At 71.3% G+C, this 26,212-nt stretch carries 19 protein-coding genes; all 19 read right to left on the reverse strand.

Features of this window, described 5'->3' with window-relative positions; genetic code table 11:
- Positions 1-1,662, reverse strand: coding sequence for an FHA domain-containing protein (locus C8K30_RS08155; protein WP_108492366.1), 1,662 nt, complete (start codon positions 1,660-1,662; stop codon positions 1-3).
- A gap of 1 nt (position 1,663) precedes the next feature.
- Positions 1,664-2,503, reverse strand: coding sequence for a PP2C family serine/threonine-protein phosphatase (locus C8K30_RS08160; protein WP_108492367.1), 840 nt, complete (start codon positions 2,501-2,503; stop codon positions 1,664-1,666).
- Entirely contained in the window at positions 2,500-4,152 is a 1,653-nt protein-coding gene (locus C8K30_RS30655; protein ID WP_108492368.1) for an RDD family protein, read from the reverse strand. The genes C8K30_RS08160 and C8K30_RS30655 overlap by 4 nt, the downstream gene beginning before the upstream one ends.
- Positions 4,149-6,614, reverse strand: coding sequence for a transglutaminase family protein (locus C8K30_RS08170; RefSeq protein WP_108492369.1), 2,466 nt, complete (start codon positions 6,612-6,614; stop codon positions 4,149-4,151). Before C8K30_RS08170 ends, C8K30_RS30655 begins: the two co-directional genes overlap by 4 nt.
- The gene (locus tag C8K30_RS08175; RefSeq protein WP_108492370.1) at positions 6,611-7,942 is read right to left on the reverse strand and encodes a DUF58 domain-containing protein; all 1,332 of its coding nucleotides are present in this window, start codon (positions 7,940-7,942) and stop codon (positions 6,611-6,613) included. Before C8K30_RS08175 ends, C8K30_RS08170 begins: the two co-directional genes overlap by 4 nt.
- Positions 7,939-8,913, reverse strand: a complete 975-nt coding sequence (locus C8K30_RS08180; RefSeq protein ID WP_108492371.1) for a MoxR family ATPase — start codon at positions 8,911-8,913, stop codon at positions 7,939-7,941. The genes C8K30_RS08175 and C8K30_RS08180 overlap by 4 nt, the downstream gene beginning before the upstream one ends.
- A gap of 104 nt (positions 8,914-9,017) precedes the next feature.
- Positions 9,018-15,074 (reverse strand): Ig-like domain-containing protein, encoded by a 6,057-nt coding sequence (locus tag C8K30_RS08185; protein WP_233257050.1) that lies wholly within the window; start codon positions 15,072-15,074, stop codon positions 9,018-9,020.
- Between the two features lie 362 nt (positions 15,075-15,436).
- Entirely contained in the window at positions 15,437-16,066 is a 630-nt protein-coding gene (locus C8K30_RS08190) for a hypothetical protein (RefSeq protein WP_199230394.1), read from the reverse strand.
- Between the two features lie 37 nt (positions 16,067-16,103).
- Positions 16,104-16,466, reverse strand: a complete 363-nt coding sequence (locus C8K30_RS08195; protein WP_108492374.1) for a DUF192 domain-containing protein — start codon at positions 16,464-16,466, stop codon at positions 16,104-16,106.
- Between the two features lie 40 nt (positions 16,467-16,506).
- Positions 16,507-17,121 (reverse strand): pilus assembly protein TadG-related protein, encoded by a 615-nt coding sequence (locus C8K30_RS08200; protein WP_158280961.1) that lies wholly within the window; start codon positions 17,119-17,121, stop codon positions 16,507-16,509.
- A gap of 53 nt (positions 17,122-17,174) precedes the next feature.
- The gene (locus C8K30_RS08205) at positions 17,175-18,719 is read right to left on the reverse strand and encodes an OmpA family protein (protein WP_108492376.1); all 1,545 of its coding nucleotides are present in this window, start codon (positions 18,717-18,719) and stop codon (positions 17,175-17,177) included.
- A gap of 39 nt (positions 18,720-18,758) precedes the next feature.
- A complete protein-coding gene (locus C8K30_RS08210; protein ID WP_199230395.1) occupies positions 18,759-18,995 on the reverse strand; it encodes a hypothetical protein in 237 nt (78 codons plus the stop codon).
- A gap of 63 nt (positions 18,996-19,058) precedes the next feature.
- Entirely contained in the window at positions 19,059-19,754 is a 696-nt protein-coding gene (locus C8K30_RS08215) for a response regulator (protein WP_108492377.1), read from the reverse strand.
- Positions 19,754-21,067, reverse strand: coding sequence for a sensor histidine kinase (locus C8K30_RS08220; protein WP_146197388.1), 1,314 nt, complete (start codon positions 21,065-21,067; stop codon positions 19,754-19,756). Before C8K30_RS08220 ends, C8K30_RS08215 begins: the two co-directional genes overlap by 1 nt.
- Positions 21,054-21,935 carry a type II secretion system F family protein gene (locus tag C8K30_RS08225; RefSeq protein WP_108492379.1) on the reverse strand — a complete coding sequence of 294 codons (882 nt, stop codon included), beginning with the start codon at positions 21,933-21,935 and terminating at the stop codon, positions 21,054-21,056. Before C8K30_RS08225 ends, C8K30_RS08220 begins: the two co-directional genes overlap by 14 nt.
- A gap of 1 nt (position 21,936) precedes the next feature.
- A complete protein-coding gene (locus C8K30_RS08230; protein ID WP_108492380.1) occupies positions 21,937-22,860 on the reverse strand; it encodes a type II secretion system F family protein in 924 nt (307 codons plus the stop codon).
- Complete coding sequence (locus C8K30_RS08235) at positions 22,857-24,188, reverse strand: CpaF family protein (RefSeq protein WP_108492381.1); 1,332 nt, start codon at positions 24,186-24,188, stop codon at positions 22,857-22,859. The genes C8K30_RS08230 and C8K30_RS08235 overlap by 4 nt, the downstream gene beginning before the upstream one ends.
- A gap of 1 nt (position 24,189) precedes the next feature.
- Positions 24,190-24,567 carry a TadE family protein gene (locus C8K30_RS08240; RefSeq protein WP_108492382.1) on the reverse strand — a complete coding sequence of 126 codons (378 nt, stop codon included), beginning with the start codon at positions 24,565-24,567 and terminating at the stop codon, positions 24,190-24,192.
- A gap of 1 nt (position 24,568) precedes the next feature.
- The gene (locus C8K30_RS08245) at positions 24,569-26,212 is read right to left on the reverse strand and encodes a MinD/ParA family protein (RefSeq protein ID WP_108492383.1); all 1,644 of its coding nucleotides are present in this window, start codon (positions 26,210-26,212) and stop codon (positions 24,569-24,571) included.

A 26,212-nucleotide genomic window follows, 5' to 3' on the forward strand; every position in this document is an offset into this window, starting at 1 on the left:
TCACCAGATGCCCTCGAAGGTCAGGGTCGCCCCGTCACCGAGGTCGACCACGTCACCCTCGACCACGATCACCTTCTCGTTCGGATGCAGGCGCCGAGGCGGCTGCCCCGGCCGCAGGAGCGTCGTCCCGTTGGTCGTCGCGAGGTCCGCGACCAGCACGTGCCACTCCTCGAGGGTGATCTCGACGTGCGAGCGCGAGATGTCCTGGTCGGGGCTCGCCACCGTCACCAGCCGCGGCGTGCGGTCGGCGGACGCGTTGTTGGTGCGCGGGCGCCGTCCGACGACCACCGGCCGGTCCAGCTCCACCACCTGCGGCCCGCCGATGCCCGGCTGCACACCACCCGTGACGAGCATCTGCCCGAGCGAAGGACGGGAGACCAGCTCCGCGTCGCCCTCGAGGTTCTCGCCGCAGGTGCGGCACCGATCGCTCGTCGGCGGGTTGGGGTGTCCCTGCGGGCACGGCAGGCCGAGGATCTGCGGGGCGCCCGGCAGGATGCCCACGGAGAACTTGGGCCCGCTCGCCCCAGCGGCCTTGCGCAGCGCGGCGAGGTCGGAGGACATCATGGTCTCGCCATCGTGGTCCATGCCGTCCACGGGTGCGGCCTCGGCCGGGGAGTCCCCCACCGAGGCGGCTCGCTGCGCGCCGCCCGGGAGCGGCTCCGGCGCCGTTGACGGTGGAGTCCAGCCGCCCGGCACACCGGAGATCAGCGCATCCGCGGGCTCCGAGGACTGTGGCGGGTCCGGCACGGGCGGGGGCGGCATCGGGGGCGCCGAGGCCGGCGCGGGTTCCGCGGCCTCCTCCTCAACCTCCTCGTCGTCCTCGCCCTGCCGCACCGCGGCGTCCTCGACCCGGCGCATCACCGTGTCCCCGAAGAGGTGGCCGTAGTCATCGTCGTCGGTGCCGAACTGCGTGGACTCGTCGACCTCCGTGCCGGACCCCGGGCCCGGTACGGTGCCGAGCCCGAGCAGCGGCGCGGGTTCCGGCGCGGACGGGGGCTCGGCAGGGGACTCTCCGCCGGCCTCCGGCACGTCCGGCGCGCCCGGCACGATCGTCTCGCTGGGCGCCCGCCCGCCGGGCAGGACCGTCGAGATGCCGGCGAGGGTAGGAAAGTCCGGAAACTCGTCGGCCCCAGCGGCAGGCATGGCCGGGACGCCGTCGAGGAGTGCCGGTACGTCGATGAGGGACGGCACGTCGGGGGTCTCCGGGACGTCCACCAGCGTGCGGCGCAGGGAGCTTGCCCGCACCACCGCGGCCTGCACCGGGAACTCCTCGTCGGCGGGGACCTCCTCCGTGGTGATCGCGAACGACGTGGGGCCGTCCACCACCCGCTCCGACCACGTGACGACGCCGGCTCCGGTCACCTCGACGGGGCCGCCCGCCCCCTCGGCGCTGACCACCACCTTGACCCCGGTCCCGCGCACGGCGACGTGCGCGGCTGTCGCAGGCTCACCGCCCGAGAGCGAGACGACGGCGAAGGGCGGCGTCTCCGCCAGGCCGCCGGCTGCCAGCACGCCGAGGGTCGCGGCGACCCCGCCGTCGAGCCGGTCGAGCGCGGTCCAGAGCGCGTCGACGACGCCCGCGGGCGCCTGGCCGGGCAGCACGACCACCGTGCCGTTCCGGACCACCGCCCGCGCAGAACCCTCGCTGTAGTGCACCGTCATCTCAGACCCCCTGGCTCCTTGCGTCGTGCTCTTCCCGCGGCCGGGTGTCCTCGTCCGGCTCTTCACCCGGCCGCGGTGCCGTCGCCGAGCCCAGGGTCTCGTGGTCCACGCCCGTCACGTCGACGATGATCACGGTGATGTTGTCCCTGCCACCCGCCTGGATCGCGGCGTCCACCAGGATCCCCGCGGCCCGCTCCGGATCAGGCTGCTCCAGCAGGATCGTCGTGATCTGCTCGTCGGTCAGCTCGCCGGTCAGCCCGTCGGAGCAGATCAGGACGCGGTCGTGCAGCGCGACCGGGATGTACCGGAAGTCCGCGCGGACGCCGTCCTGCGCTCCGAGCGCGCGTGTGATCACGTTCCGCCGCGGATGCCTGCGGGCCTCGTCCATGGTGATCGTGCCCGCGTCCACGAGCTCCTGGACCTCGGAGTGGTCCACGCTCACCTGCGCGAGCACGCCATTGGTCATCATGTACGTACGGGAGTCCCCGACGTTCACGAACAACCAGTACGGCACGTCCTCGCGCTCGTCGACCAGGACACCGGTGAGGGTGGTCCCGGGCGCGTTGCCCGAGTCCGTCTCGATCGCGCGGATCCGCTGCTGCGCGATCTCGAGAAAGGCCTCGACCAGCGCCGGCTCCACCCGGTCGACGTCGGCGAGCCCGCTGAGCGCCGACAACGCCTCGGCGCTCGCCACCTCACCGGCCTCGTGGCCGCCCATGCCATCGGCAACGAAGAACACCCGGCCGGTGGCCAGGTATCCGTCCTCGTTCAGCGACCGACGTCGACCCTGGTGCGAAGCCGCACCCCAGATCGTCGTCAGCCCCTGTTCCTGTTCGCTCATGCCCGTGGCTCGTTGGGGTGCACGAGGATGCGTCGGTCACCGACGTGGATCGTCGAACCGACGGGCACACGCACCCGCGCGCCCGGCTCCGCGACCTGCGGCGAGCGGCCTGGCGCGGAGACCACGGTCCCGTTGGTCGAGCCACGGTCGGTGAGCCACAGCCCGGCGGAGTCGACGCCCAGCTCGGCGTGGTTCTTCGACACCGACCGGGTCGGGTCCTCCACCCGCACGAGGATGGCTGCCGAGCCCGCCCCGGCCTGGGGGTTGCGGCCCACCAGCGCGGGCCCGTCGATGACGTGGCGCGCACCGGACTCGAGCTCGATGGTTACGGTCACCACTCCCGCGGGCTCGAGCACCGGCTGCATCCGCGTGCGGTCCGAGAGGTCGTCGCCGTGCGGCGGCAGGCCCGCCGCAGGGCGCGCGGCACCGTCCTGCGGGAGGGTGGTGCGCCGAGTAGGCCGCGACTCCGGGTGCTGCTGGGGCGGGAGCTCCGGCCGCTGCATGGGCGGGGCCGCGGGCTCCTGAACCGGCCAGGTCTTGGCCGGCCAGGCCTCGGGCTGCTGCTGCGCCGGCATCGGCGGCTGAGCAGGCTGGGCGGGCGGCTGAGCGGCGGGCGCGCTCCCCGGTATCCCCGTGATCAGGCCGTTGCCGGCCGGGGCCGGGGCGCCCGCCGCCGGACCCTGCGGGAACGACCACGGGTCCTGGGCCGCCATGGGCGGCTGGGCAGGCGCCTGCGGCGCCGCGGGTGAGAGCGGCGGCAGCTGCGCCGGAGCGTACTGACCCGGCGCGGGAGCAGACGGCGTGGGAGCAGACGGCGCAGCCGTGCGCAGCGCGGGCTTGCCCGGCGCCCGGGGACCGGGGGCCACCGGGGCCAACCCGCTCGACACCACGATCTGCGGGGCACGGATGTCGAGCACCACTGACCGTGCGGCCTTGTCGTGCCAGCCCTGGACCTTGTCGCCCTTGTCCCACTTGGGGGTCAAGTGCACGATGATCGAGCCGGCCGCCGGGATCAGTGAGACGGCGGCGAACATGAGCACCCGTACCAGCTCACGGCCGAACCCGAGCGGCCCGCGGTCGTCGGCGGAGACCGTCCGCAGGCCCAGCATGGAGTTGCCGACCGTGCGGCCGGTCCGCGACTCCCAGATCCACATGGACAGCATGAACGCGAAGGACACCGCGCCCGCGATCAGGTACACGCGGAGCATCGACGCCGCGAGCTCGGCCTGCTGCTCCGCGGACAGGACCACCAGGCCTGACGGAATGTCGACGAACGCGAGGCCGATCGCCACGACGACGCCGGCGAGCGCGCCGGCGATCACGCCGTCGACCAGGTACGCCAGGAACCGCTTGCCGACGCCCGCGTAAGGCTCACCCATCTGCTTCGGCATCATGCCGGCCGAAGGGATCTGCGTGGCCGTGTACACCTCGACCTCGGTGGTGATGGGCGGACGGCTCTCCACCATGGGTACGGAACCGGAGCCGCCCCGCGCGGCAGCGGCCGCGGTTTGCTGTACCTGCCCCCGCGGGGGCAGGGCCGGCTCCACGACGGGTCGGCCGGTGCGGGGGAACTCCCGCCCGCACGCAGCGCAGAAGGGCGCGCCCGCCCGCTGGGTCGACCCGCATCCAGCGCAGACCACGTCCGTCATCGACTCTCCTTCGTCCGGCGGGACCCGAGTTCCCCGAGTGCCGCGAGCACTCCGCGGCGGCCACCCAATCGTGCCCAGACGGATCGTAGCGACAACGCCGCACCGACCTTCTGTCGCGTGCTCAGGTTGGAGCGTAGCCCGCCCACGAGCTCGTCGACCTCTGTCCAGAACGACTCGACGTCGGCCGGTGTGGGCTCACCCCGCCCGAAGACCGTGGCGTCGGCGCGGTGCGCGAGCGTGAGGGTCGACGGCACTCCGTGCGCTCCGGCGATCACGCCGGCGCTCTCGCGCCGGGTCGCGCCGGACGGCACTGACGTGCCGAGGTCGGTCACGACGTCGACGACCTCGTGCCAGCCGCCGCTGACCCGGTCGGCCAGCTGCTCAGCGCTGCGTCGCGCCGCCCGCCGTCGCGCCTTGTAGGCGAGGATCGCGATGATCGGGCCGGCGATGACCAGGAGCGGGATACCGACCGCGAGCAGGATCAGGCCGAGCAGGCCCCAGTCGAAGGGGTCGTTCTCGGTCTCGTCCTTCTCGTCGTCCTCGACGCTGCCGGCCTTCGCCTTGTCCGGCTCCTCCGGCGGCTCCGGGTCCTGCAGCACCGGGGGCTTCGGCACCTCTTCGGTCTTGGGCTCCGGCTGCACCTGCGGCTTCTTCTCCGGGATGGCGTCGACCGCGACCCAGCCGTAGCCCTGGAACGGCACCTCGATCCAGGCGTGCACGTCGCTGCCGAGCACCGTCCAGGGCTCACCCTCCTTGTAGGTGGTGTTGTCCTTGTCGGGGTAGAAGCCCATGACCACGCGGGCAGGGATGCCGGCCTGACGTGCCATGAGGGCGAGCGCGACGGCGAACTGCTCGTCGTCGCCGATCGGGTCCTCCTGCTGGACGAGCGTGTCGATGCGCTCCGCGGAGTGGCCCGGACGGGACGGCGCCTGGTTCTCGAGCCCGCTCGACAGGACCCCGTTCGCCTGCAGGGAGTCACGGATCTGGAACAGCTTGGTGGCGGGGTCGGTCTCGTCGCCCGTGAACTGCATCGCCTTGGCGGGCAGGCCAGGCGGCATGGCGGCCGCGTCGGTCTCCGGCAGGTCGGCGGGGAGGATCCTGGTCTTCTTCAGGGTGTCCTCGTCCGGCGCCTCCGGCACCAGGGTGTTGAACGTGTACGTGTCGCCCCGGTTGAGCCCCGCGGTGGTGATCGCGGTGCTGGTGGTCGAGTTGTAGTACGTGCCGTCCGTCTGGGCCTGGGCGTTCGCGCCGCTCCACCGCACGCCGGTGAGGTTGCCGATCTCGGGGACCCAGACGCCGCTGTACCCCTCGATCGTGACGTCGATCGCCGTCGGAGTGTCATCGGAGGACGTCGCGATCTCCTCGCCGACGCGCGTGTAGACGCCGGTGTCACCACCGTTGCCGTCCGCGTCGAAGACCACGCCGTCGTACCGGTCGAGCGTCGCGAGCCGGACGCGGCCGCCCTCGGGCAGGTCGCTGACGGTGAAGAGCTCCTCCTCGCGGGCGTCCTTCACGTAGTGCCGGAAGGCCACGAGCGGGCTCTTGAACTGGTGGACGTCGAACGGCGGGACGACCGTCTCGCGGAGCACCATGCGGTCCTGGTCCGGCATGAGGATCGGCGCGGTGAAACCGGCGGCAAGCGCTGCGGCGGTCAGGATCGTGGCGCCCGTGCGGACGCGGTACCAGCGCAGCCGGCGCGTGGCCTCGCGGCTGGCCTCCGTGCTGATCGAGTGCGTGCCGACGCGGGCCTCCATGACGCGGACCGCGCCCCAGAGGAGAGCCACGATGGAGATCACGAGGCCCTGCACGATCGGCAGCGCGGCGTCGAGCGTGCCCAGCAGGATCACGCCGACCAGGCCGACGATGACCGGTACCAACGCCCAGACCGCGTGCTTCGCGCGCCAGGAGATGGTGCCCGCGATCAGCGCCACGACGAACATGAGCAGGAACGGGACCACGCCGAGGTCGGGGAACGACCGCATCGGCGCCTCGGTGGTGATGAACTGCTTCCAGCCCTGCACGGCGCCGAGCAGCAGCTCGCGCAGCGTGTCCAGGGTCGGCACGACCCCGGCGATGGTGGTGTGCGGCAGTGCCAGCGCACCGCCGAACAGGATGTAGGCGAGCACGGCGAGCGCGGTCACCACGACGGCGGGGAAACGCCGCCAGGCGCCCACCCAGGCCACCCCCAGCCCGACGACGGCGCCGCCGACCGTCGGCAGCAGGTAGCCGAGCGAGCCCCAGACCGGCCCGAAGCCGACGGCCACGGCGCCGAGCATCACGACCAGCGCCGCGACGTCGACCAGGGCGAACGTGGTCAGGGCACGCTGACGCTCCGCTTCCTTGCGGCGCGTGGTGCCCCGCCCCGTCCCGGTCCGGTATCCGGGGCCGGTGCCGTACGGCGGCTGGCTGCCCTGGCCGGACCCGCCCACCGGGAGATTCCCGCGGGTGTTCTCGTCACTCATGCGTCGCTCATCTTCTTCAGGGCAAGGGGCAGGTCAGCGAGGCGGCCCAGGGTGAGCACCCCCAGCTCGGCGATGGCGTGCCGGCCGAGCGAAGCGCCCGGCACGCACTGGATGGCCATGACCTGCACCCCCGCGGGGACACGCGCCGACGCCGCGCGCAGCTCGGTCGGCGTCACCATGCTGCCGACGATGAACGCGATCACGGAGAAGTCGGTGGCGGCCATGCCTGCAGCGCGGGCCAGGTCCACCAGCTTCGTCTTGCGGGACTCCATCTCGATGCGGGACAGGTCGTCCATCAGGCGGGTGCGGTGGTCACCGTGCAGCGTGGCCTCGTTGACGAGCACCGTCACGCCGCGGTCCTCCTTGATGGCCTGCAGGCCCAGGGAGCCGCACACGCTGACGGCGAGCTCGAACTCTTCCTCGTTCGCGTAGTCCTCGGCGCGCGTGGAGAGCAGCACCGCGAGGTGCGAACGCCGGGTCTCCTCGAACACGCGCACCATGAGCTGGCCGGTGCGCGCCGTCGTCTTCCAGTGGATGTGCCGCCGGTCGTCGCCGGCCACGTAGTCACGCAGGGCGTGGAAGTTCACGTCCGAGCTCGTGATGTCGTTCGTGACGCGGCCCTCGAGGTCCTTGAGGAAGCCGGTCGAGGAGCCCGTGAGGTTCTTCACGCGCGGGTGCACGAAGACCTCCTGCTCTCCTGTCCACGTCATCTCGCGACGCAGCAGGCCCAGCGGGTCGGCGCGGACCGACTTGACCGGTCCGACCGTGATCACGCTGCGGCGCCGGGTCGGGATCGTGAAGATCTCCTCGTGCGAGGCGCCGGCCCGCAGGCGCGGCACCGGGAACGCCGCCGTGCCGGTGCCGACCGGGAGCTCCATCACCGAGGGCAGGAGCGCGCGGCCCGACCCGTTGCGCACGTCGAGGCGCCCGACGGCGCGGTCACCGACCGTCACGCGGGCCTGCGCGAGGTCGAGCACCACCTCGTACTTGAACCGGCCGAGCACGAACACGATCGCACACACGAGCGTCACGGTGAGGACGATCGCGGCCACCAGCACCTCGAGCCAGCCGAGCATGAGCCCGGCCACCCACGCGGCGGCGGCCGTGAGCGTCACCGCGATGCCGAACGTGCTGAACGTCCGGCGGATCGGCGCGAGCACGCGGCCGACCGCCGCCGCCTGCGAACGGACGGCAGCGGCGAAGGTCACCCAGCCACGGCGGCCGCGCTGCACCTGCGTGCGCCCGGACGCGACGACCCCGCCGAGGCCGGTCGGCTTCTCCTGGCGCTTCCCGTACGCGGGACCGGTCGCCATGCCCGTGGTCGTCATGCCGAGGCCCGCTCCTGCGGCGCCGCGACGTCTGCCAGGATCCGGGACAGGATGACGTCGGGGCGGGAGCCCGCGAACTCGGCCTCCGGGTCCAGCACGAAGCGGTGGCCCCAGACCGGCTGGGCCAGCTCCTTGATGTCGTCGGGCAGCACGTAGTTCCGGCCGTGGGCGGCGGCCCACACCTTGGCGCAGCGCACCAGGGCCAGCGCACCACGGACCGAGACGCCGACGCGCACCTCGTGCGCGTTACGCGTCTCCTCGGAGAGGCGGGACACGTACTCGAGCACCGCGGTGTCGGTGTGCACGGTCGTGGCGAGGTCGGCCATGTCCGTGACGGCCTTGGTGGTGATGATCGGCTGCAGCGCCAGGCTGCGGTCCTTGACCGCGGAGCCCGAGAGGATCTCCACCGTGGAGGCGTGGTCCGGGTAGCCCACCGACGTCTTCATCAGGAACCGGTCGAGCTGGGCCTCGGGCAGGCGGTAGGTACCGGCCTGCTCGATCGGGTTCTGGGTGGCGAGGACCATGAACGGGCGGCCCGTCTCGTGCGCGACGCCGTCGACGGTGACGCGGCCCTCCTCCATGACCTCGAGCAGCGCGGACTGCGTCTTCGGCGAGGCGCGGTTGATCTCGTCCGCCAGCACGATCGACGCGAAGATCGGGCCCGGGTGGAAGTCGAACTTGTGGGTGTTCTGGTCGTAGATCGTCACACCGGTGACGTCCGACGGCAGCAGGTCCGGCGTGAACTGGATGCGGTTGTGCGAACCCTGCACCGACGCCGCGATGGAGCGGGCGAGCATGGTCTTGCCCGTGCCCGGGGCGTCCTCCAGCAACAGGTGGCCCTCGGCGAGCATGCACGTCAGTGCCAGACGTATCACCGGCGCCTTGCCCAGGACGGACAGGCCGACGTTGCCGACGAGCCGGTCGAAGGTCTGGGCGAACCAGGCCGCCTGCTCGGGGGTCATCGTGGTCATCTCGTAGTTCCCTACTGCTCGTTACTGCTCGTTCGTCGGGTGAAATTTATGTCGATCATGGCGTGACCGGCCGCCGACGGCGCGGCGGCCGGTCAGGGCTGGTTTTACCAGGTGGAGATTCCGTAGGCCACGCCGTCGATCCAGACGCGCACGGGTACCCCGGAGTGGCCGAAGAAGCAGGTGAGCTGGATCGAGCCGTTCGCCGGGATGTTGTACGTCTTCTTCGAGCTGCCCGCCCAGGTCGTGGCGTGGTTGATGATGTCGTGCCACTCGCTGGGGCCGCCGGAGGCCGACGTGTCACCGGCCCAGCAGGCGACCTGGTGGTTGCCCGCCTCGAAGTCGGTGGTGGTCACCTTGTAGTAGTTGCAGGTGCCGGAGCTGCAACCGCTGACGGAGCCGGTGCCACTGCCACGCGAGACGGTCGCTGTCGGATTGGGCCGCGCGTTGGACGTGCCTGAGGCACAGTCGCTCGCGGTCTGCCCCTCGGTGTCGGTCACCTCGACGCACGCCTGCAGCGTCTGGCTGTAACCCGTACTCGCGGACTGGCTGCCGCTCGTGGCTGAGCTGTTGATCGCGCCCGTGACCTGGACCGACTGGATGGGCCGGCCGTTGGTGGCCCGGCCGTCCCACGTGAAGGTGACCTTCTGGTCCCCGCCTGCGGCGCTGATCGACGGTGTCGGCGGCTTGCCATAGGGGACGACGGCGTTGGATGCCCCGGACCAGGCACCGCACACGTACTGGTTGCAGGCCCGGACCTGGAACGTGTAGGACGTCCCGTTGCTCAGGCCGGTGAAGTTGTACGACGTCGCGGTCCCCGCGTTCTGGGCACCCCCGCCGTTGGCCGAGACCTCGTACCGGTGGGCCGGGCCGCGGAAGCCCGAGCTCGAGATCGCGTTCCAGCTCACGGTCGCGCGCCCGTCGCCGGGGTTGCTCGCGCTCACGCCACCCGGCGTGTCCGGCGTGCCATAGGCGGGCTCCGCGGCGGACTGCGGACTGACCTCGGACTTGCCCGCCTTGTTCTCGGCCTGGACCGTGAACGTGTAGGACGACTCCGGGTTCAGGTTCTGGACGGTCTGCGACGTGCCGGTCACCGTCAGCGTGTCGGTCTGGTTCCCGTCCTGGTACACGACCAGGTAGTACCGCTTGATCGCGTCACCGTTGTTGGCCGGGGCCGTCCAGCTCACGTTGATCTGACCGCCGACGGCGGTGTCCACACGGCTCGCCGTCGGCGCTGCCGGCTGGGCAGGCGGCGCGGCCGGGGTCTCCGGCGCGGACGGCTCGCTCCACTCCGACGGGTCCGGAGCCTGGTTCTTGGCCTGGACCCGCACCGTGTAGGCGGTGCCGTTGTCCAGCCCTTCCCAGGTGATCGGGCTGTTGCTCTGGCACGTCTTCTGGATCACGCCGTCGGCCGGGGCCGGGCTGATCTCCAGGTTGACGCACTCGATCGGCGAGCGGTCGGTGTAGGACCGGTTGGTCCAGGACACGGTCAGCTTCTGGTCGCCGAACTCCAGGCTCGGCGGCTCCGGCTGGTCCGGCTTCTCGTCCGGGCGCGCATCGCGGGACTCCGGCGACGGCTCCGAGTCACCCACCTCGTTGGTGGCGGTGACGGTGAACGTGTACGTCACGTTGTTCTTGAGGCCGTCGAACGTGCAGGTGGTCGTGGCGCACGCGTGCTCCTGACCGGTGTTGGTGCGCAGCGTGTAGCCGGTGATGTCAGCCCCGTTGTTGTTGGGCTGCTCCCAGCTCAGCACCACCGTCTCGGAACGCACCTCCTCGACCCGCGGCGCGCGGGGCGGTTCCGGCCTGCCCAGCACGGTCAGCTTCGCGATGCCGTCGACCTCGCGGTCCGGGTCCCCAGTCGCGTCCTGCACCGTGTAACGCACCTGCATCGTGCCGGTGAAGTCGTCCGCAGGCGTCACCACGAGCTGGTTGCCGCTGTATTCCGCGGTGCCCACGCCGGTCTCGACCGTCGGCACACCCGACAGCGTCAGCTCGTCCTCGGGGAACGGGTTGGTGTCGTTGTCCAGCACCGGGACCGTGGTCGCCTCACCCTGGTGCGCGTCGAGCACCTGGTCGGGCGCGGTCTGCACGAGCGGCCGGGTGGAGGCCACCACCTCGACGGTCAGCTCGGCCTTCACGGGGTCGTTCTTGCGGTCGGACACGGTCATGGGCAGCTGCACGAACGTGCCCTTGGAGACCGACGGGTCGACCTGGCCGGTCACCGTGGCGCCGGAGACCGTCGTCGTGATGCCCTCCTTGCCCTCGACCTCGAAGGTCAGGGGGTCCTTGTCCGGGTCCTTGACGTACCGCGACAGGTCGACGGGCGCCTCCTCGCCGGCCGCGACCTCCAGCACGGGCGTGCCCGTGATCTTCGGCGGCTGGTTCGTGGAGGGGGTCACGTCGATCGGCAGGGTCAGCACCGAGGTCAGGCCCTCCTCGTCGTCGGGTCCGGAGCCGTCGGTCACCTCGAAGCTGACCGACGCCGCGCCTGCGTAGTCCTCCGCGGAGGTGTAGACGATGGTGTCTTCGTCCTCGGCCGAGGCCTTGCCCTCCACCGCCTTGACAGTGTCCTCCACGGTGATGCGCGGCTTGCGGTCCTCCCGCACCACCACGTAGTCCGCGAGGTCGATCGTGAGCGGCTCACCGCTCGTCGCCTTCAGCGGATCCAGACCGGGCTTGATGTGCGGGCGCGACTGGTCGCCCGGCACCCGGACGAACGCCTTGGCCTCCAGGCCGTCCATGTCGGTCACGGTGTAGGTGACGACCTGGGCGCTCTCGGAGAGCTGCACCTGGACCTCGCCCTCTTCGGTGATCTGGACGTTCTCCAGGGACTGGTCCACCGAGATCTCGAGGTCGGCGGCCACGCCGTCCGGGTCGGTGTCGTTGGCCAGCACGTCAACCGTGACGCTGGCCGAGCCCTCGATGTCGTCGACGGTCACCACGTCGTCCCTGGCGATGGGGCGCAGCAGCGGCGCGTTCTTGTCCACGTTCACCGTGATGGCACCACTGGCCCGCGCCTTGTAGCTGTCCTGGATGCCGTAGTAGAAGGAGTACGCACCCTCGTCGCCGGGCGCGGTGACGACCACGTCGTCCTCCACGGCCTTGGGCTCCAGGTCCTCGGTGCCTTCGAAGCCCTTCTCGTACAGGCCGATCTGGTCGCCGTCCGGGTCGGTGTCGTTGTCCAGCGCCGAGACCGCCACGGTGCGGCCCGGCCGGACCGTCGTCTCGTCGTCGGTGGCCTGCGGCGGCTGGTTGGTGGCCGGGGCAGCCGCGATGCCCACGCGGACCAGACCCTCGCCCACCGCACCACGGGTATCGGTCACCTGGTAGGTGAAGGAGTCCAGGCCGGTGGCGTCCACCGCGGCCTTGTAGTCGATGAACCCGTCCACGATGGTGGCGGTGCCCTGCGTCGGCGCTGCCGAGATGGAGCTCAGCGTCACGAAGTCGCCGTCGGGGTCGGTCCCGTCCAGCGGCAGCGGGATACGAACGGTGCCGTCGGCAAGCACCCGCGCCTCGATGTCGGGCAGCTGCGGGGCGGTGTTCGACTTCTCGTCATCCACGACGATCGTGACCTGCGCGGAGTCCTTCTGCCCGTTCGAGTCCACGACCTCGTACACCGCGTGGAACGTCCCGGCCTCGTTGCCCGCGCGGAAGCGGACCTTGTCCTCGGAGACGAACGCCTCGCCCGCCGACGCCGGCGGCGACTCCTGCAGCTCGTCCGTCAGGGTGAGCTCCAGGCCGTCGGGGTGCGTGTCGTTCTTCAGCACCGGGATGGTCACCACGTCGCCCGTGTGCACGGTCGCCTCGTCCGGCCCCGCCTCCGGCGGCCGCAGCTGCGAGGGAGCCGGGATCGGCACCACGCGCACCTGGCCGGTGACCGTCCCGGTCCCGTTCGCGACCTTGTAGTCGACGGTCACGGGCTCGTCGAGGCGCTTGACCTCCGAGACCTTGAGGATCTGGTGGTTCAGCACCGCGACCTTCACCGGCGCGTCGGAGGGCACGTTCACGCCCTGCACCACGAGCACGCCGCCCGCGGGGTCGGTGTCGTTGGCGAGCACGTCCACCAGGGCGGAACCACCGGTCGGCAGCAGCACCTGGTCCGAGACGGCGACGGGCGAGCCCGCTTCGTCCGGCGGCGTCAGGACGTCGACCCGCACCAGCCCGATCGTCGCGTTGGGGCCGTCACTGATCTGGTAGGTCACGTCGTACGAGCCGGCCCGGTCGCTCTGGAACCGGAAGTTTCCCGCGTGGTTGTTCGGGACGATCTCCGCCCCGTCCTTCTCCGCGACCGACGTCAGGCGCAGCTCGTCGTCGTTGGGGTCGTAGTCGTTCTTCAGCGCGTTCACCGTGAGGGGCTCACCGGCGAGCACGGTCACGTGGTCCTGCACCGCCACGGGCGGCACGTTGCTGGCCACGACGTCCACGAGCAGCTTGCCCTCCACGGGCATACCCATCGCGTCGGACACCGTGATGTCCACGACCTTGCGGCCCGTCGTCGCGCCGCCGTCACGGAACTCGACAGTGCCGTCCGGGCGGAACCGCACCTCGTCCAGCGGGTCCGCGGTGCTCGCGTTGGACAGGAACATGTCGTCGCCGTCCGGGTCCTTGAAGTAAGGCAGCACCTTGATGGTCGCCAGCCCGTCCTGACCCACCCGCAGCACGGGCTCACCCGTCTGCGTGGGCGCGTTGTTCTCCTCGAGCGGCACCACCTTGACGTTCACGGAGGCCTGGTCCACGCCACCCCGCCCGTCGTTCACCTCGTAGGTGAAGGTGGTCGTCCCGCTGGCGTCGGCCGGAACGTCAGCCTGCAGGGCACCGCCGTCGAGCACGCGGTCCGCGCCGACGCCGGTCGTCGGGGCTTCCTTCACGTCGACGACCATGACATCGCCGTCCGGGTCCACGTCGTTGCCCAGGATGTTCAGGATCGTGGTGCGGCCGGGCCGCACGCCGAACGAGTCGTCCTTGGCCTCGGGCGCGCGGTTGGCCTTGTTCCGCTCGGCCACGAACTGGTCGACCTGCTGCGGCGTGGTCTGTTCCGACTCGGTCTTCTCGCCCTCGGCGTCCTCGGGCATCTTGAGGTCCCAGTCGTCGACCATCTCGAACTTGTCCGCTGCCATCCACAGCTGACCGTTCGCCACATCGTTCAGCACGATGACGTCGCGGTTGACCCGGTACTCCAGGCCCGTGGACGCGTCCACGCCCTCCAGCACCTGGTCGACGTCGTTGTCCTGGCCCTCGCAGTCGCGGACGACCTGCCCGGACTCGGACCAGGCGCCGAACGTGCACCCACCCAGCTGCACCGGCGCCGACGGCGTCCCCGCGGCGGCGCGGGTCGTCGCGTCACCCCCGCCGAGCGGCTGGGAGACCAGGCCCTTCGTGGTGGCCAGCACCACGTTGTCGGCCTCGGCGGACGGCTGCTGCAGCATGCCCTGCGCGCCGTCCTCCACCTCGACGGTCTCGCCGCCGGGGAGCACCAGGTTCCCGGTCGTCTGGTCCAGCACCACCGGCTTGTCGCCGACGGCGGAGACCTGCACCTCGGCGTCGGTCGACAGCGGGAGGGACGACTCCTCGGCGTCCTCGGCGACGCCCTGCGAGCTGGTCGGGATCGTGTACAGCTTGCCGTCGGCCGGGACGGCGAGGAACACCGTGCCGTTCTTGCTGACCACGAGCTCGCCGCCCTTGCCGGCCTCGACCGTCGGCTCGAGCTCCTTCTCGTCGAACGAGGCAGAGTCGAACGGGAGGACCCAGGCCTTGCCCGTCTCGTCGTCGTAGATCGCGATCGTCGCGCCACCCGAGGCGACGTGCGCGCCGGCGGGGAACTTCATGGTGCCGTCCAGCGCAAGCTGCGCCGGGTTCACGGGGCTCGCCGACGAGTCGCCCGTGCTGTTCAGGAGGACACGCTGCTGGTCCTGCTCCACGTCGAAGCTCGACGAGTTCGCCAGCAGGACGCCGTCCAGGGCCTTGGCCTCGTAGTTGAACCGCCCGAGCTCGCCCGACGCGGTCGAGGTGACCCAGACGCCCGAGTCGTTCACCTCGACGTCCGCTGTCGCCTCGCCGTCATACAGAAGCGCGAAGCCCAGGAGCCCCGCACCGAAGAGGGTGACCACACCGACCGATGCCGCTGATCTGCGGTTCTCGTACACGCGTGAGACAAAGCTCATGCGTCCTCCTCTTTCATCACTCCACCGAAGTTTCGTCGCCCGGGCAGCACACACAGGCGCAACGGCAGCACCCTACCGGGAGGGTGGGTGAATAGTCGTGGAATTACGGTGGGCAGGACTACCCATGCTGTCGGTCCAGATTGTACGAGTCTGTCTGCTACGTGTCAGGACTATTGCGGCTACGTGCAAGCAACCTCGGCAATACGGCATGGTCCGACATCGACGTCGGACGCTCATCTTCCGAGAGCAAACGAGATTATCTAACAGGAATCTACTCCAAAATTGTTAGAGTAGATTCATGCGCCCGGGGTGGTCGCGAGCCAGCCTCACATCCCCCGAGCGTCGAACGTCGAACGTCGCTCTCAGTCGATGTGGACCTCGTAGATGGTGCTCGACGGGTCGAAGTACGAGGTCTCGCCCTTCTCGAAGTAGTGCTTGTACTCATATCCGTCCGCGCCCTTGTAGACGAACCATCCACTGTTCTCCCCGGCGTCGAACCGCTCGACCCCCTCCTGGTCGATGTTCACCGTGCCGGACCCGTCGACACACACGCTGGGCGAGGCCCCGCCCGAACCGCCGAGGGAGCGAACCTCCCAGGAGAACCTGACGTATCCGTTCGGGTACCAGCCGAGGACGTTGACATTGCACTCCAAGAACCCGACCTCCTCGATGTCCCCCTCGGGCTCATGGGGCTCCAGGCTGCCTTCCCACACGTCTTCGCAGCTGTCGTCAGAGGTGCAGTCGTCGGGGTCGTAGGGGGGAAGGTCGTCCTTGTCGTCACCCTCGTCGTCACCAGCGTCGTCGTCCTCGTCGACCTCGTCGTCACCCGTGTCGTCGTCTGACGCATCGACCTCCCCGGACTCGCAGGACGCGTCACCATGTTGGGTGGACACGATGGTCTGATACGCACACATCAGGCTGTCCCTGACTGCGCTGCCCACGGGGGTTGCCATCGAGACCACCGCGGCCACGATCAGGACGACCACGACCATGACACCGAGGTACTCGGCCGTGGCCTGGCCGCGTTCGTCACGCATCGCGCGCGCGGCCCACAAGCTCTGCAACCAGCTCCAACCTGCTGTTCACCTCGAGACCCCAGCGCTCGAAGCTTCCGGTCGGCGCCTCCAGCACCTGCGTGACACCGCGACGCGGCAACGTCATCCCCCAGGGCCGCAGCACCTGCACGTGCAGCACCCGCAGGTCCCGGGAGAGCAGGGCGACGTCGAGCGGCAGCCGCATCCACGCGCCGTGCACCGACGAGCACGGCCGCAGCAGGAGCGCCTCCGGCGGCACGCGGCGGAACAGCATTCCCCGCGTTCTGGTCAGGACGTTGTTGGCGACGACGACCTCGGCGACGGGCCGGTCGTCCACCACGAGCTGGACCTGCGTCACGATGCTGTTCCCCTGGCGCTCTCGACGACGTGCTTCCCGGTCAGCCCACCAGCACGATGCGACTGCTGTAGCTCCCGACTTCTGGCGGGGTCCACGGCTCCTCCTCGTCCTGCTCGTCCTCGTCGTCAGCCGGCGCTTCCTCGTCGACCTGGTCCTCGCCCGGGTCGTTCGGCGGTTCGGGTCTGGTGACGCACTCGCCGTCGATCAGCCAGCCGAGGCCGCCGCCGTCCTGGCACAGACCGCCGTCGAGCCTGATCTGCGCGGTGGCCTCTGCCCCCGAGTGGATCTCCGCGACCGGTATCTCGTCCTCGTGCCGCACCTCGACGGTCACCCGAAGGCTGTCGGTATCGAGGTCGAGGTCGACCAGCTCGGCACCGTTGCGCTCCGCGTACGCCTCGGCCGCCTCGTACATCTCGTCCCGGACGTAGGCGGTGAGCAGGACTTCCTCGACGATCCCCCAGAAGTCCGAGCTGCCGCCGGGCACGAGGTGCAGCCCGTGCAGCACACCCAGGTGCTCGTCCCATTCCTGGGCGGCGGCGAGCGCCGCGGCGTCGGCCGCCGTGCCTGCCTCGCGTCGGTCGTTCGTCGCCGAGCCCACCATCGTGATCACCAGCACGGCGGCAGAAAGCAGGCCGACGACGATAGGGATCGTCATGACGTGCATCGACCCGCGCTCGCTGTCGTCGGGAGCCGGTCTGCGTCCCACGCTCAGTCTCCCGTCGGCGCGTCGGTCACCGGCACATCGGTGATCCGGAACCGGTCCGGCGCGTCGACGGTCACCGTGTCCTGGCCGGTGTCAGGCCAGACGACGGTGATCAGCGTGGACATGCCCCGGTCCAGTGGCTTGACCTCCTCGTCGCCGAGCAGCCGGCGCAGGACGAAGCCGTCGGACTTCTCCGCCACGTAGTCGAACGGCAGCACCCGCTCCTCCGCGCCGAGCAGCGAGAGGTTGTGGGCGCCGGCCACGTCGGCCAGGGCGCCGAACTCACGGCCGCCGATCTGGTCCAGGTACGCCGGGAGGAACCAGGCAGGGTCGGTCGAGGTGCCCTTCGTCCGTTCCGCGACGAGGGTGCCCACTATCGCGCCCGGCCGGCGCACCATCGACTCCACCTCGACCGTGTACCTGCTGTCGTCCGTGGTGATGGTGACGGCGTCGTTCTCGGCCGTCGGGGCGTCGGTCTCGGGGACGTCGCTCTCCGGGTCCGCCTCGACGACCAGGTGGCCCCGGAACTGGATTTCGACGCGGCGGTTCGCGGCACGCGCCTCCTCCGTCGTGTCCTGGACGATCGGCTCCGACTCGCCTCGTCCTTCCTCGGTCACCGTGAAGTCGTTGCCGAGGCCGGCGCGCAGGCGGTCGGCGACGGCCTTGGCGCGGCGCTCGGACAGCATCTGGTTGTACGAGTCGGTGTCGACGTCGTCGGTGTGCCCCACCACCTGCACGTCTCCGGCGTCCGCCTGCCTCTTGATCGACGCCGCGGCGCGGTCCACCACGCCGCGTGCCTTCTTCGACAGCGTGTGCTCGTCGGAGGCGAAGAGGACGTCGGACGCCAGCGTGACCGTCACGTCGTCGTCCTCGGCGGACGTCGCGGACCCGGCCTCGTAGCTCCGGGTGAAGGCGCGCAGCTTCGTGGTCTCGGCCTCGCCGACACCGCCGACCTGATCGACGGCGTCCTGGAAGTCGTCGCCGGCCGCGACGACGGGCACCGTCACGGCGCCGTACCCGGGGAGCAGCACGTCCACCGAATCGCTCTCGGGGGCCGCGAAGACGGCGATGGCGGCACCGTGCAGGGGCTCGTCGCCGGACTCGCTCTCCACCTGGTCGATCAATGCCGCGGGCGCACCGTCCGACGTGTGCGCCACGGCATGCACCAGGCCGGCGTCGGTGTCGAAGAGACGCACGCCCCTGCCCTCCGTGCCCGGGTGGCCGAGCTCACCGAGGCTCAGCGCGAGCGTCGAGAACCACGGATCCTGGGACGGGTCGGCCGGTGTCGCGGTGAAGTCGTACCGCAGGACCGCCAGGTCGCCGTCGACCTCGACGGGTGACACATCGAAGTGCACCTTCGCCTCGTGCCACTCCCGGTCGACACCGACGACCTCGCCCGGAGGCGGTGCGCCTCCGGGCGAGGTGGGGGGTGCCGATGCGTCGGGCGGGGGCTCGGTCACCGGGCCGGCCGAGTCGGGGCCGATGAACCCGCAACCGGCCGACAGGGCGACAAGGCCGACGGCGAGCGTCGCGAGCCTGGTCTGACGCATCAGTACCTCCGTTGTAGTTCGGCCAGGGCTGGACCAGCCCTAGTCGCCGCTGCCGATCTTCTTGACGGCCGCCTTGAGCTTCTCCACGATCGCCTTTCCGACGTCGTCCCCCGCGGCGATCACGACGACGACGATCGCCACGACCAGCAGGATGGCGCCGACGTACTCCACCGTGCCCTGCCCGCGCTCGTCGGATCGGGCGCGCTCCACCTGACGCACGACGTAGGCCTGCACCGCGATCTGCGCGATGAGTGCCTTCTCGGCCAGCTTGTTCATGACGTCCTCCATGCCTCGTTGTCCGGTCTCGGCTACGGGTCCGCCGTGGCCATGACCGCAAAACTACGGACGGACGGAGCCCGCACCCAGGGCTCCCGGTCCCACGTGGGGGCCCCTTCTTCCTGGGTCCAGGGCCCTATCCGGGCTGGGGTCCCGCTGGATCCAGCGCACGATGGCCTGGCTTCGTGTGGTGACGGCGAGCTTGGCGAACAGGCTGTTGACGTGGTTCTTCACGGTCTTCTCCGAGAGGAAGAGGCGTGCGGCCACCTCGCGGTTCGACAGGCCGTCGGCGACCAGGTCCATCACCTCGGCCTCCCGCGGGGACAACAGGCCCCGTACGGCCGCGGCCGGCTCGCCGTCCTTGGTCTCCCGCGCGCCGGCAACGACGCCGGAGACCACCTGGCTCCCGTTCCGGCACAACCGGATCGCGTCCACCATGGCCCGGGGCTCCAGCGCGCCGTGCACCAGGTAGCCCGACGCCCCGGCGCTGATGGCCTCGGACAGTGTCGTCGGGTCGTCGTCGTGCGTCAGCATGACCACCGTCGCGCCGCCGGAGAGCCGTGGCAGCAGCTCCAGCCCGCTCATCCGTGGCATCCGCACGTCCAGCAGCACCACGTCGACGGTGCCGGAGTCCACGTGGGCCATCGCCTCGTCGGGGTCGCCGGTCTCGGTCACCGACGTCACGCCGTCGGTCCCCTCCAGCAGCGCCCGCAGCCCCATCCGGATGATCGGGTTGTCGTCCACGGCAAGGATTCGCATCACGCCACCTCCGCGGTCCACGCACGGCGCAGGGCGGGCGGCTGCGCCGCGGGGTTCGGAGCGAGCTCGGTGGAGCCTCTCGGTTCTGCCGCCGGTTCGACGGGCAGCAGCACTCGCACGACAGTCCCGCCGTCCGGTCCTCGTGTCCAGGTGGCGTGACCGCCGCACAGGGCCGCTCGCTCGCGAAGGCCGCGCAGTCCGTAACCGGCCCCGGGGGCCCTGGGGCTCTCGCCGCGCGGCTGAGCCCCGCGGGAACCCTGGGCCTCGGGGGCGGCAGCGGGCAGCCCGCTCCCGTCGTCCGACACCAGCAGCTCGATCCTGCCGTCCGCCGCGGTCACGGAGATCTCGACGCCGGACGCATGCGCGTGCTTCCGCACGTTCTCCAGCAGCTCGGTCACGATGGCCCGGACGTGCCGTGCGCGGCCCGCACCGACGACGTCGTCCACGCCCGGCGCGATGCTCACCTGCGCAGGGGTCCTCGTTCGCTCCGTCCACCTGCGGGCGAGGTCGGTCACGGGGCCGGCCACGCCGTCGGGTTCGTCGCGCAGCTCGCCCAGGGCGGCGCGCGTGTGCTGGTGCGCGCTGCGGACGGCGTCGCCGAGCTGGTGTGCCAGCGCGACGGTGCTCCGCGCCACCCCTTCCCGGCCCAGCCGGTCGGCGAGCCCGCGCGTCGTCAGCGCGAGCCCGGCGAGGTCGCCCGCCACCGTGTCGTGGAGGTCGCGGGCCAGGCGCAGCCGTTCCGCCAGGGCAGCCTGGTCCGCGCGCGCCGAGGCCAGGTCCGCCGAGGTGCGGGCCTGCCGCCGCAGGCTCCGGCCCAGGTGGGTCCCGGTCCAGGTCATCACAACGGTGAGGCCCGCGCCGGCGATACCGGTGACCAGTCCCCGCCAGCCGTCGTCGTATGCCGTGAGCTGGTACAGGCACAGGGGCGCTGCCATGAGCAGCGCGAGTCGCAGGCCGGCGAAGAGGCCCCACAGCGCCGCGGTCGCCGCGGCGTACACAGGCATGAGCGGGGACCCGGTCAGCGGCAGCATCACCGAGACGGCCACCACGATGTCCCCGGCCAGCATGATCCCGTTGCGGGCGTAGTAGCGGCCGCGGGTCTCCCAGCTCAGAGCGGGAACGAAGGAGAACGGCGCCGCGAGGACCACGAGAAACACGCCGAGCCAGCCCATGCCGTCGAGCAGCGCCAGCATCAGGGCGAATGCCAGGATCGCGATCCGCACCTGGCAGAGCAGCCGCACGGTGCCCCCGATCGCCTGCTCCGTCAGCGGGTCAGTCCCCGGTCCGGGGCTCAGCCGTTCAGAGAAATTCACCGAGCACCCCCGCGTTCGCGATCAGGACCGCCGACACGATCAGGAGCAGGGCTCCGGGCAGGATCGTCATGGTCACCGCCAGCGATACCAGGGGCGCGGCTCGCGCCGCCTTCTGCCGGACGTTCTCGGCGTGCCCGCGACGCACGTCCGACGCGATGGCGGTGAGCGCGTCCGCCAGCGGCACCCCCAGCTCCTCGGCCTGCAGCAGCGCCGTCACGAAGGTGCCGACGGCGGCGGACCGGTTGCGCTCGCGCAGCGCCACGAGCGTCTGACGCCGGGACGTGCCCAGCTCCATCTCCTGCAGCGCCGTGCGCATCTCCGCGGCCAGCGCGCCGCCGTGGAACTCGCACACCCGGTCCAGTGCCTGCCGAAAGCCCAGGCCGGCGGTCACCGTCACGCTCAGCACATCGAGAAAGTCGGGCAGCTCGGTGTCGACCTGCTGCTGGCGCTTGGTCGCCTCCAGGTAGAGCCACAGGCGCATCCAGGTGCTCAGCAGCACCAGCAGCGCCACGCCCAGCAGCCACTGGTCCTGGAGCGTGAACACGAGACCCACCAGGAGCCCGAGCGCTACCAGGGCCGCCTCGCGACGCACGAACGCCGTGAGCGTCACGCCCTCCGGACGACCCGCCCGGCGGATCGCGATGTCCAGCCGGTGCAACCGTGCTCGTCCGTGCAGGCGCACCGCCGCGGGGAGGACCAGCGCCCCGATCCGGTCCAGCACGGCGACAAAACCGCGTGGTCCGGGCCCCTCGTCCGGCGTGTACTCGGCCTCGATGCGCTCCAGGCCGGTGCTGGTCACCAGCCGGTACCCGGCCATCCCCAGCACCACGAGCCCGGCGGCGGCCGTAGCGATCAGCAGCTCCAGCACGTCACACCTCCACCTTCGCGAGACGACGCACCAGCAGGTACCCGAACACGAACAGCCCCGTCGCGACGACGAGGACCACCTGACCCACCAGGTTGGTGAGCATCTCGTCCACCACACCCGGGCTGAGCACGTTCATCAGCGCCACCGCACCGAACCCGAGGAAGATCACCGTGTATCCCGAGAACTGGGCTCCCGTGGTGGCGGTCACCACCTCGCGCCGCAGCCGGCGCCGCTCCTCCAGCGTGGCTCCGATACCGGAGAGAGCGGTGACCAGTGCGCCGCCGGTCCGGCCCTGGATGGTCAGCGTCTGGACCAGCACGGCCAGCTCCCGGGACGGCAGCCGCTCGTTCAGTCCCGCGAGCGCGTCGCCCATGGACCGGCCCAGCGCCATCTCGGCGCTGACCTGCGAGATCTCGGACGCCGCGGGTTCGGCCATCTCGCTGGCCGCCATCTCCAGCGACCGGCGTACGCCCAGCCCGGCGGCCGCACCGTTGGCCAGCAGCCGTGCGAGCTCCGGCAGCTGCGCCACGAACCGGTCCACCCGCTGCTTGCGGCGTCGGTCCAGCCAGCTGCGCACGCCCACCGCCAGGAGGAGCACCGTGAGCCCCGCGGTCGCCCACCCGAACAGCGGCAGGACGATCAGGCCCGCGGCCACCGCCGCGGCGGACACCGCGGTGAGGAACAGCGAGGGGGACCAGGTCTGCAGGCCGGAGCCGGCGAGCAGGGCCGCCAGGCGCTGGCCCCACCGGACGGTCTGCAGCCGTTCGTCGAGGCGGACGAACAGGCCGGCCCTGGCCGTCCGGGTCAGGTCCGCGGACTCCACCATCCGCCGCTCGGCCTCCGCGTTGTCCACCAGCGTCGCCACCGTGGCCGCCGCCAGCAGCAGGGTCACGAACAGGCCCGCGGCGATGAGCAGAAGGATCATCGGGTCCCACCGCCCGCGGTCTCGACGGGCTCGGCCACCGGAGGCTCGGCCACCGGCACCGTCTCGCCGGCGCGATGCAGGCGCTCCAGCAGCTGCTTCGGCGCCGGTGAAGGGACGAACGTGCCCGTCACCGTACGGTCCGGCCCGATCGGGTCCCGAGCGAACCGCACGAGCGGCGTCAGCGCGAACTCCTCACGTCGTTGCGAGGTCACGGCCTGCACCTCGACTACCCGGCGGGAGCCGTCCTCCGCCCGCTCCAGGTGCACTATCAGGTCGATCGCCGAGTTGATCTGGTCCCGCAGGGTCGCGGCCGGGAGCTCGATCTCACTCATCGAGGCCAGGGTCTCCAGCCGGCCCAGCGCATCCCGCGCCGTGTTCGCGTGCACGGTGGCCACGGACCCGTCGTGCCCTGTGTTCATCGCCTGGAGCATGTCCATGGTCTCGCCGCCGCGGACCTCGCCCACGATGATCCGGTCGGGCCGCATGCGCAGCGTGTTGCGCACCAGCTCCCGGACCGTCACCGCACCGCGGCCCTCCACGTTCGCCGGGCGGGACTCGAGCCGCACCACGTGGCTCTGCTGGAGGGACAGCTCCGCGGCGTCCTCGATGGTGACGATGCGCTCGTGGTCCGGGATCATGCCGGACAGTGCGTTCAGGAACGTCGTCTTGCCCGAGCCGGTGCCGCCGGACACCACGATGTTCAGCCGGGCTCGCACGCACGCACCGAGAAGGCTCGCCGTGCCCGTGTCCAGGGTCCCCTTGTCCACCAGCTCGCCCATCCGGAACGGCGTGGGGAACCGGCGGATGGTCAGCGTCGGGCCGTCGAGCGCCAGCGGCGGGATGATCACGTTCACCCGCTCGCCGCTGGGCAGCCGCGCGTCCACCATCGGCGACGACTCGTCGACCCGGCGGTTCACCTGCGACACGATGCGGTCGATCGTCTGGTAGAGCTGCTCCACCGAGGCGAACCGGGTCGGCACCCGCTCCACCTTGCCGTAGCGCTCCACGAACACGTCCTGCGACCCGTTCACCATGATCTCGGTGACGGACTCGTCCGCCAGCAGCGGCTCCAGCACGCCCAGCCCGAGCGCGTCGTCGGTGATCCGCTGCACCAGCGCGCCGCGCTCGCGGGCGGACAGCACCGGGCCGTCGACGGACAGGATGCGGGACAGCACCCGTTCCAGGCGTACCCGCCGCTGGGACGGCGAGAGACGCGCGAGCTCGTCGACGTCCACCTCTTCGAGCAGCCGCTCGCGGTACGTCTTGGCGAGGTCGTTGTCGTCGTCGTGCCGTTGCTCGTCGACGGCGAGCCGGTCGCGCAGGCCCATGTCAGTCCTCAGCCCTTCGTCGTTGTTCCACGGGGAAGTCGGCGGTCCGGGTGATGGTGACGTCGGTGATGTCCAGGCCGGCGAGCCCCAGCGGCGCCGAGACCGTCACCCGCACGTGGGCGGTATGCCGGTCGAGGTCGGCCCGCGCGACCTTCAGGTCGAGCCCGTCGGGGACCTGTCGCTGCACCACTGCCCGCCAGTCCTGGCCCTGGCTCAGGGCACGGGCTCCGTTCCGCGCGGCCTCCTGGGTGATCGATGCCGCCTGCGCCACAGTGATGCCCTGGATCGCCAGGAGCGCCACCAGGACGGTGAGGAACACGACGCCGACGAGCTCGACGGCCGCCTGGCCGCGCTCGTCCGGTTCTCGATGCCGGGTCATGTCAGCCTCCCCGATAGACGGGAGCCGACGAGGACGCGGAAAGGTCGACGCCGGGAATGACCGTCGACACGGTGACCCGGATGCTCACCCTGTCGGCCAGTACGTCGATGTCCGAGTCGTCGATCGAGCTCATCCAGCTCGGAAGCTGTTCGCGCGCGTCGTCCCGGACGCGCTCGATGACCTCGTCGCGAGGGTTGCCGTACCTGTCGTAGTACCCGACGATGCCAACGGTCCGGGCCCCCTCCTGCGCGACGGCGCGGGCCGTCAGCAGGCCCGTGGCCCACCCGATCGCTTGTGCGCACAGCAGGAGCGCCGTCAGCGCCATCAGGATCACCACCGGCAGCTCCACAGTGGACTGGCCGGCCTCCGGATCGGCACGCTTCTCGCGTGACATCAGGCGGGCCGAGCGCTTCTGGTCGGAGCCCGATCGCCCGTTCCGGCGCGCCGTCCCCGCGACCAGGGCAGCCACCTCCGCCGGATCGTCGGGCCGCACGGGGCCGGCCTCGGGACTGATCGCCGCGATGCCGACCTCGGCGACGGCGGCGTGCACGGGCGTGGGCGTCTCCAGCAGCGTCGCGGTGTTGACCGCGCCGGTGAACGCGCTGCCGCCGTCGGGCACCGTGAACGCGACCGGGCGCTCCACTATGCGCTCCGCGAGCTGGGGCGTCACCTCGTCGCGCGAGGTGCGCCGGTTGAGCACCAGCTCCACCGCCGTCGGGCGCCGGATCGCCAGCCGGTCCCACTGCGCGATGACCCGCCGGGCGGCCCGCAGGGCCGGCAGGTCCGGCGTCGTGACCAGCAGCACCCGGTCCGCGAACTCGATGGCGGTCGCGCGCGGCTCGTCCAGGTGGGCGCCGACGTCGAGCACCGCCAGGTTCGACTCGAACCGGAGGGCGCTCACGATGGACCGGGCCGCGGCGGGCGTCATCTCCTCGCCGCGCTCGCCGTCGTTCGGCGCGGTCAGCAGCCGCAGGCCACCGCCGACCTCGTACGTGGTCTCGCGGAGCATGCGCGCCGTGACCTCGCCCTCGACGCCGGCGAGGTCGACCACCGAACGCCGCGTGCGCACACCCGCGTACGCGGCGAGGTCGCCCGCACCCAGGTCGAAGTCCACGAGCGTGGTGTCACCCGTACGGCCTGCCCGCGCGAGCAGCAGGGCCAGCACGGACGTGCCGACGCCGCCCTTCGCGCCGGCCACCACCACTACCTGGCCGCTGCGGCCGCCGTTCCGTTCCGCGGCGATGGCGGCCCGCGCCACCGTCGACCACGACGCCACCGCCTCGAACCGCGTCAGTACCTCTTCCAGCCCGGCGTTCCGAGCGATCACCGAACGGGCACCGACCTCCATCGCCGAGGCCATTGCCTCGTTCATCTCGGCCGGACCGTGGGCGTCCACGACCATCACGATGCCGATGAGCGGCGCGGCAAGACCGACGGTGCGGGCCAGGGCGTGACCGTGGCCGTCATCGGCGGCCTCGTCGACCACCACGATCCCGACGTCGGGGTGCCGGTCGAGCGCCGTCAGCGCACCCGCGCCGTCGGGCACCGCCGCGGCCAGCTCGAACTGGTCGGACTCGGCGAACACGTGCCCCAGGTGGTCCCGGACCTCGCGTGACGCCGTCGCCAGCAGCACCTTGGTGACCAT

It is taken from the genome of Promicromonospora sp. AC04 (assembly GCF_003058225.1).
Taxonomy (GTDB): domain Bacteria; phylum Actinomycetota; class Actinomycetes; order Actinomycetales; family Cellulomonadaceae; genus Promicromonospora.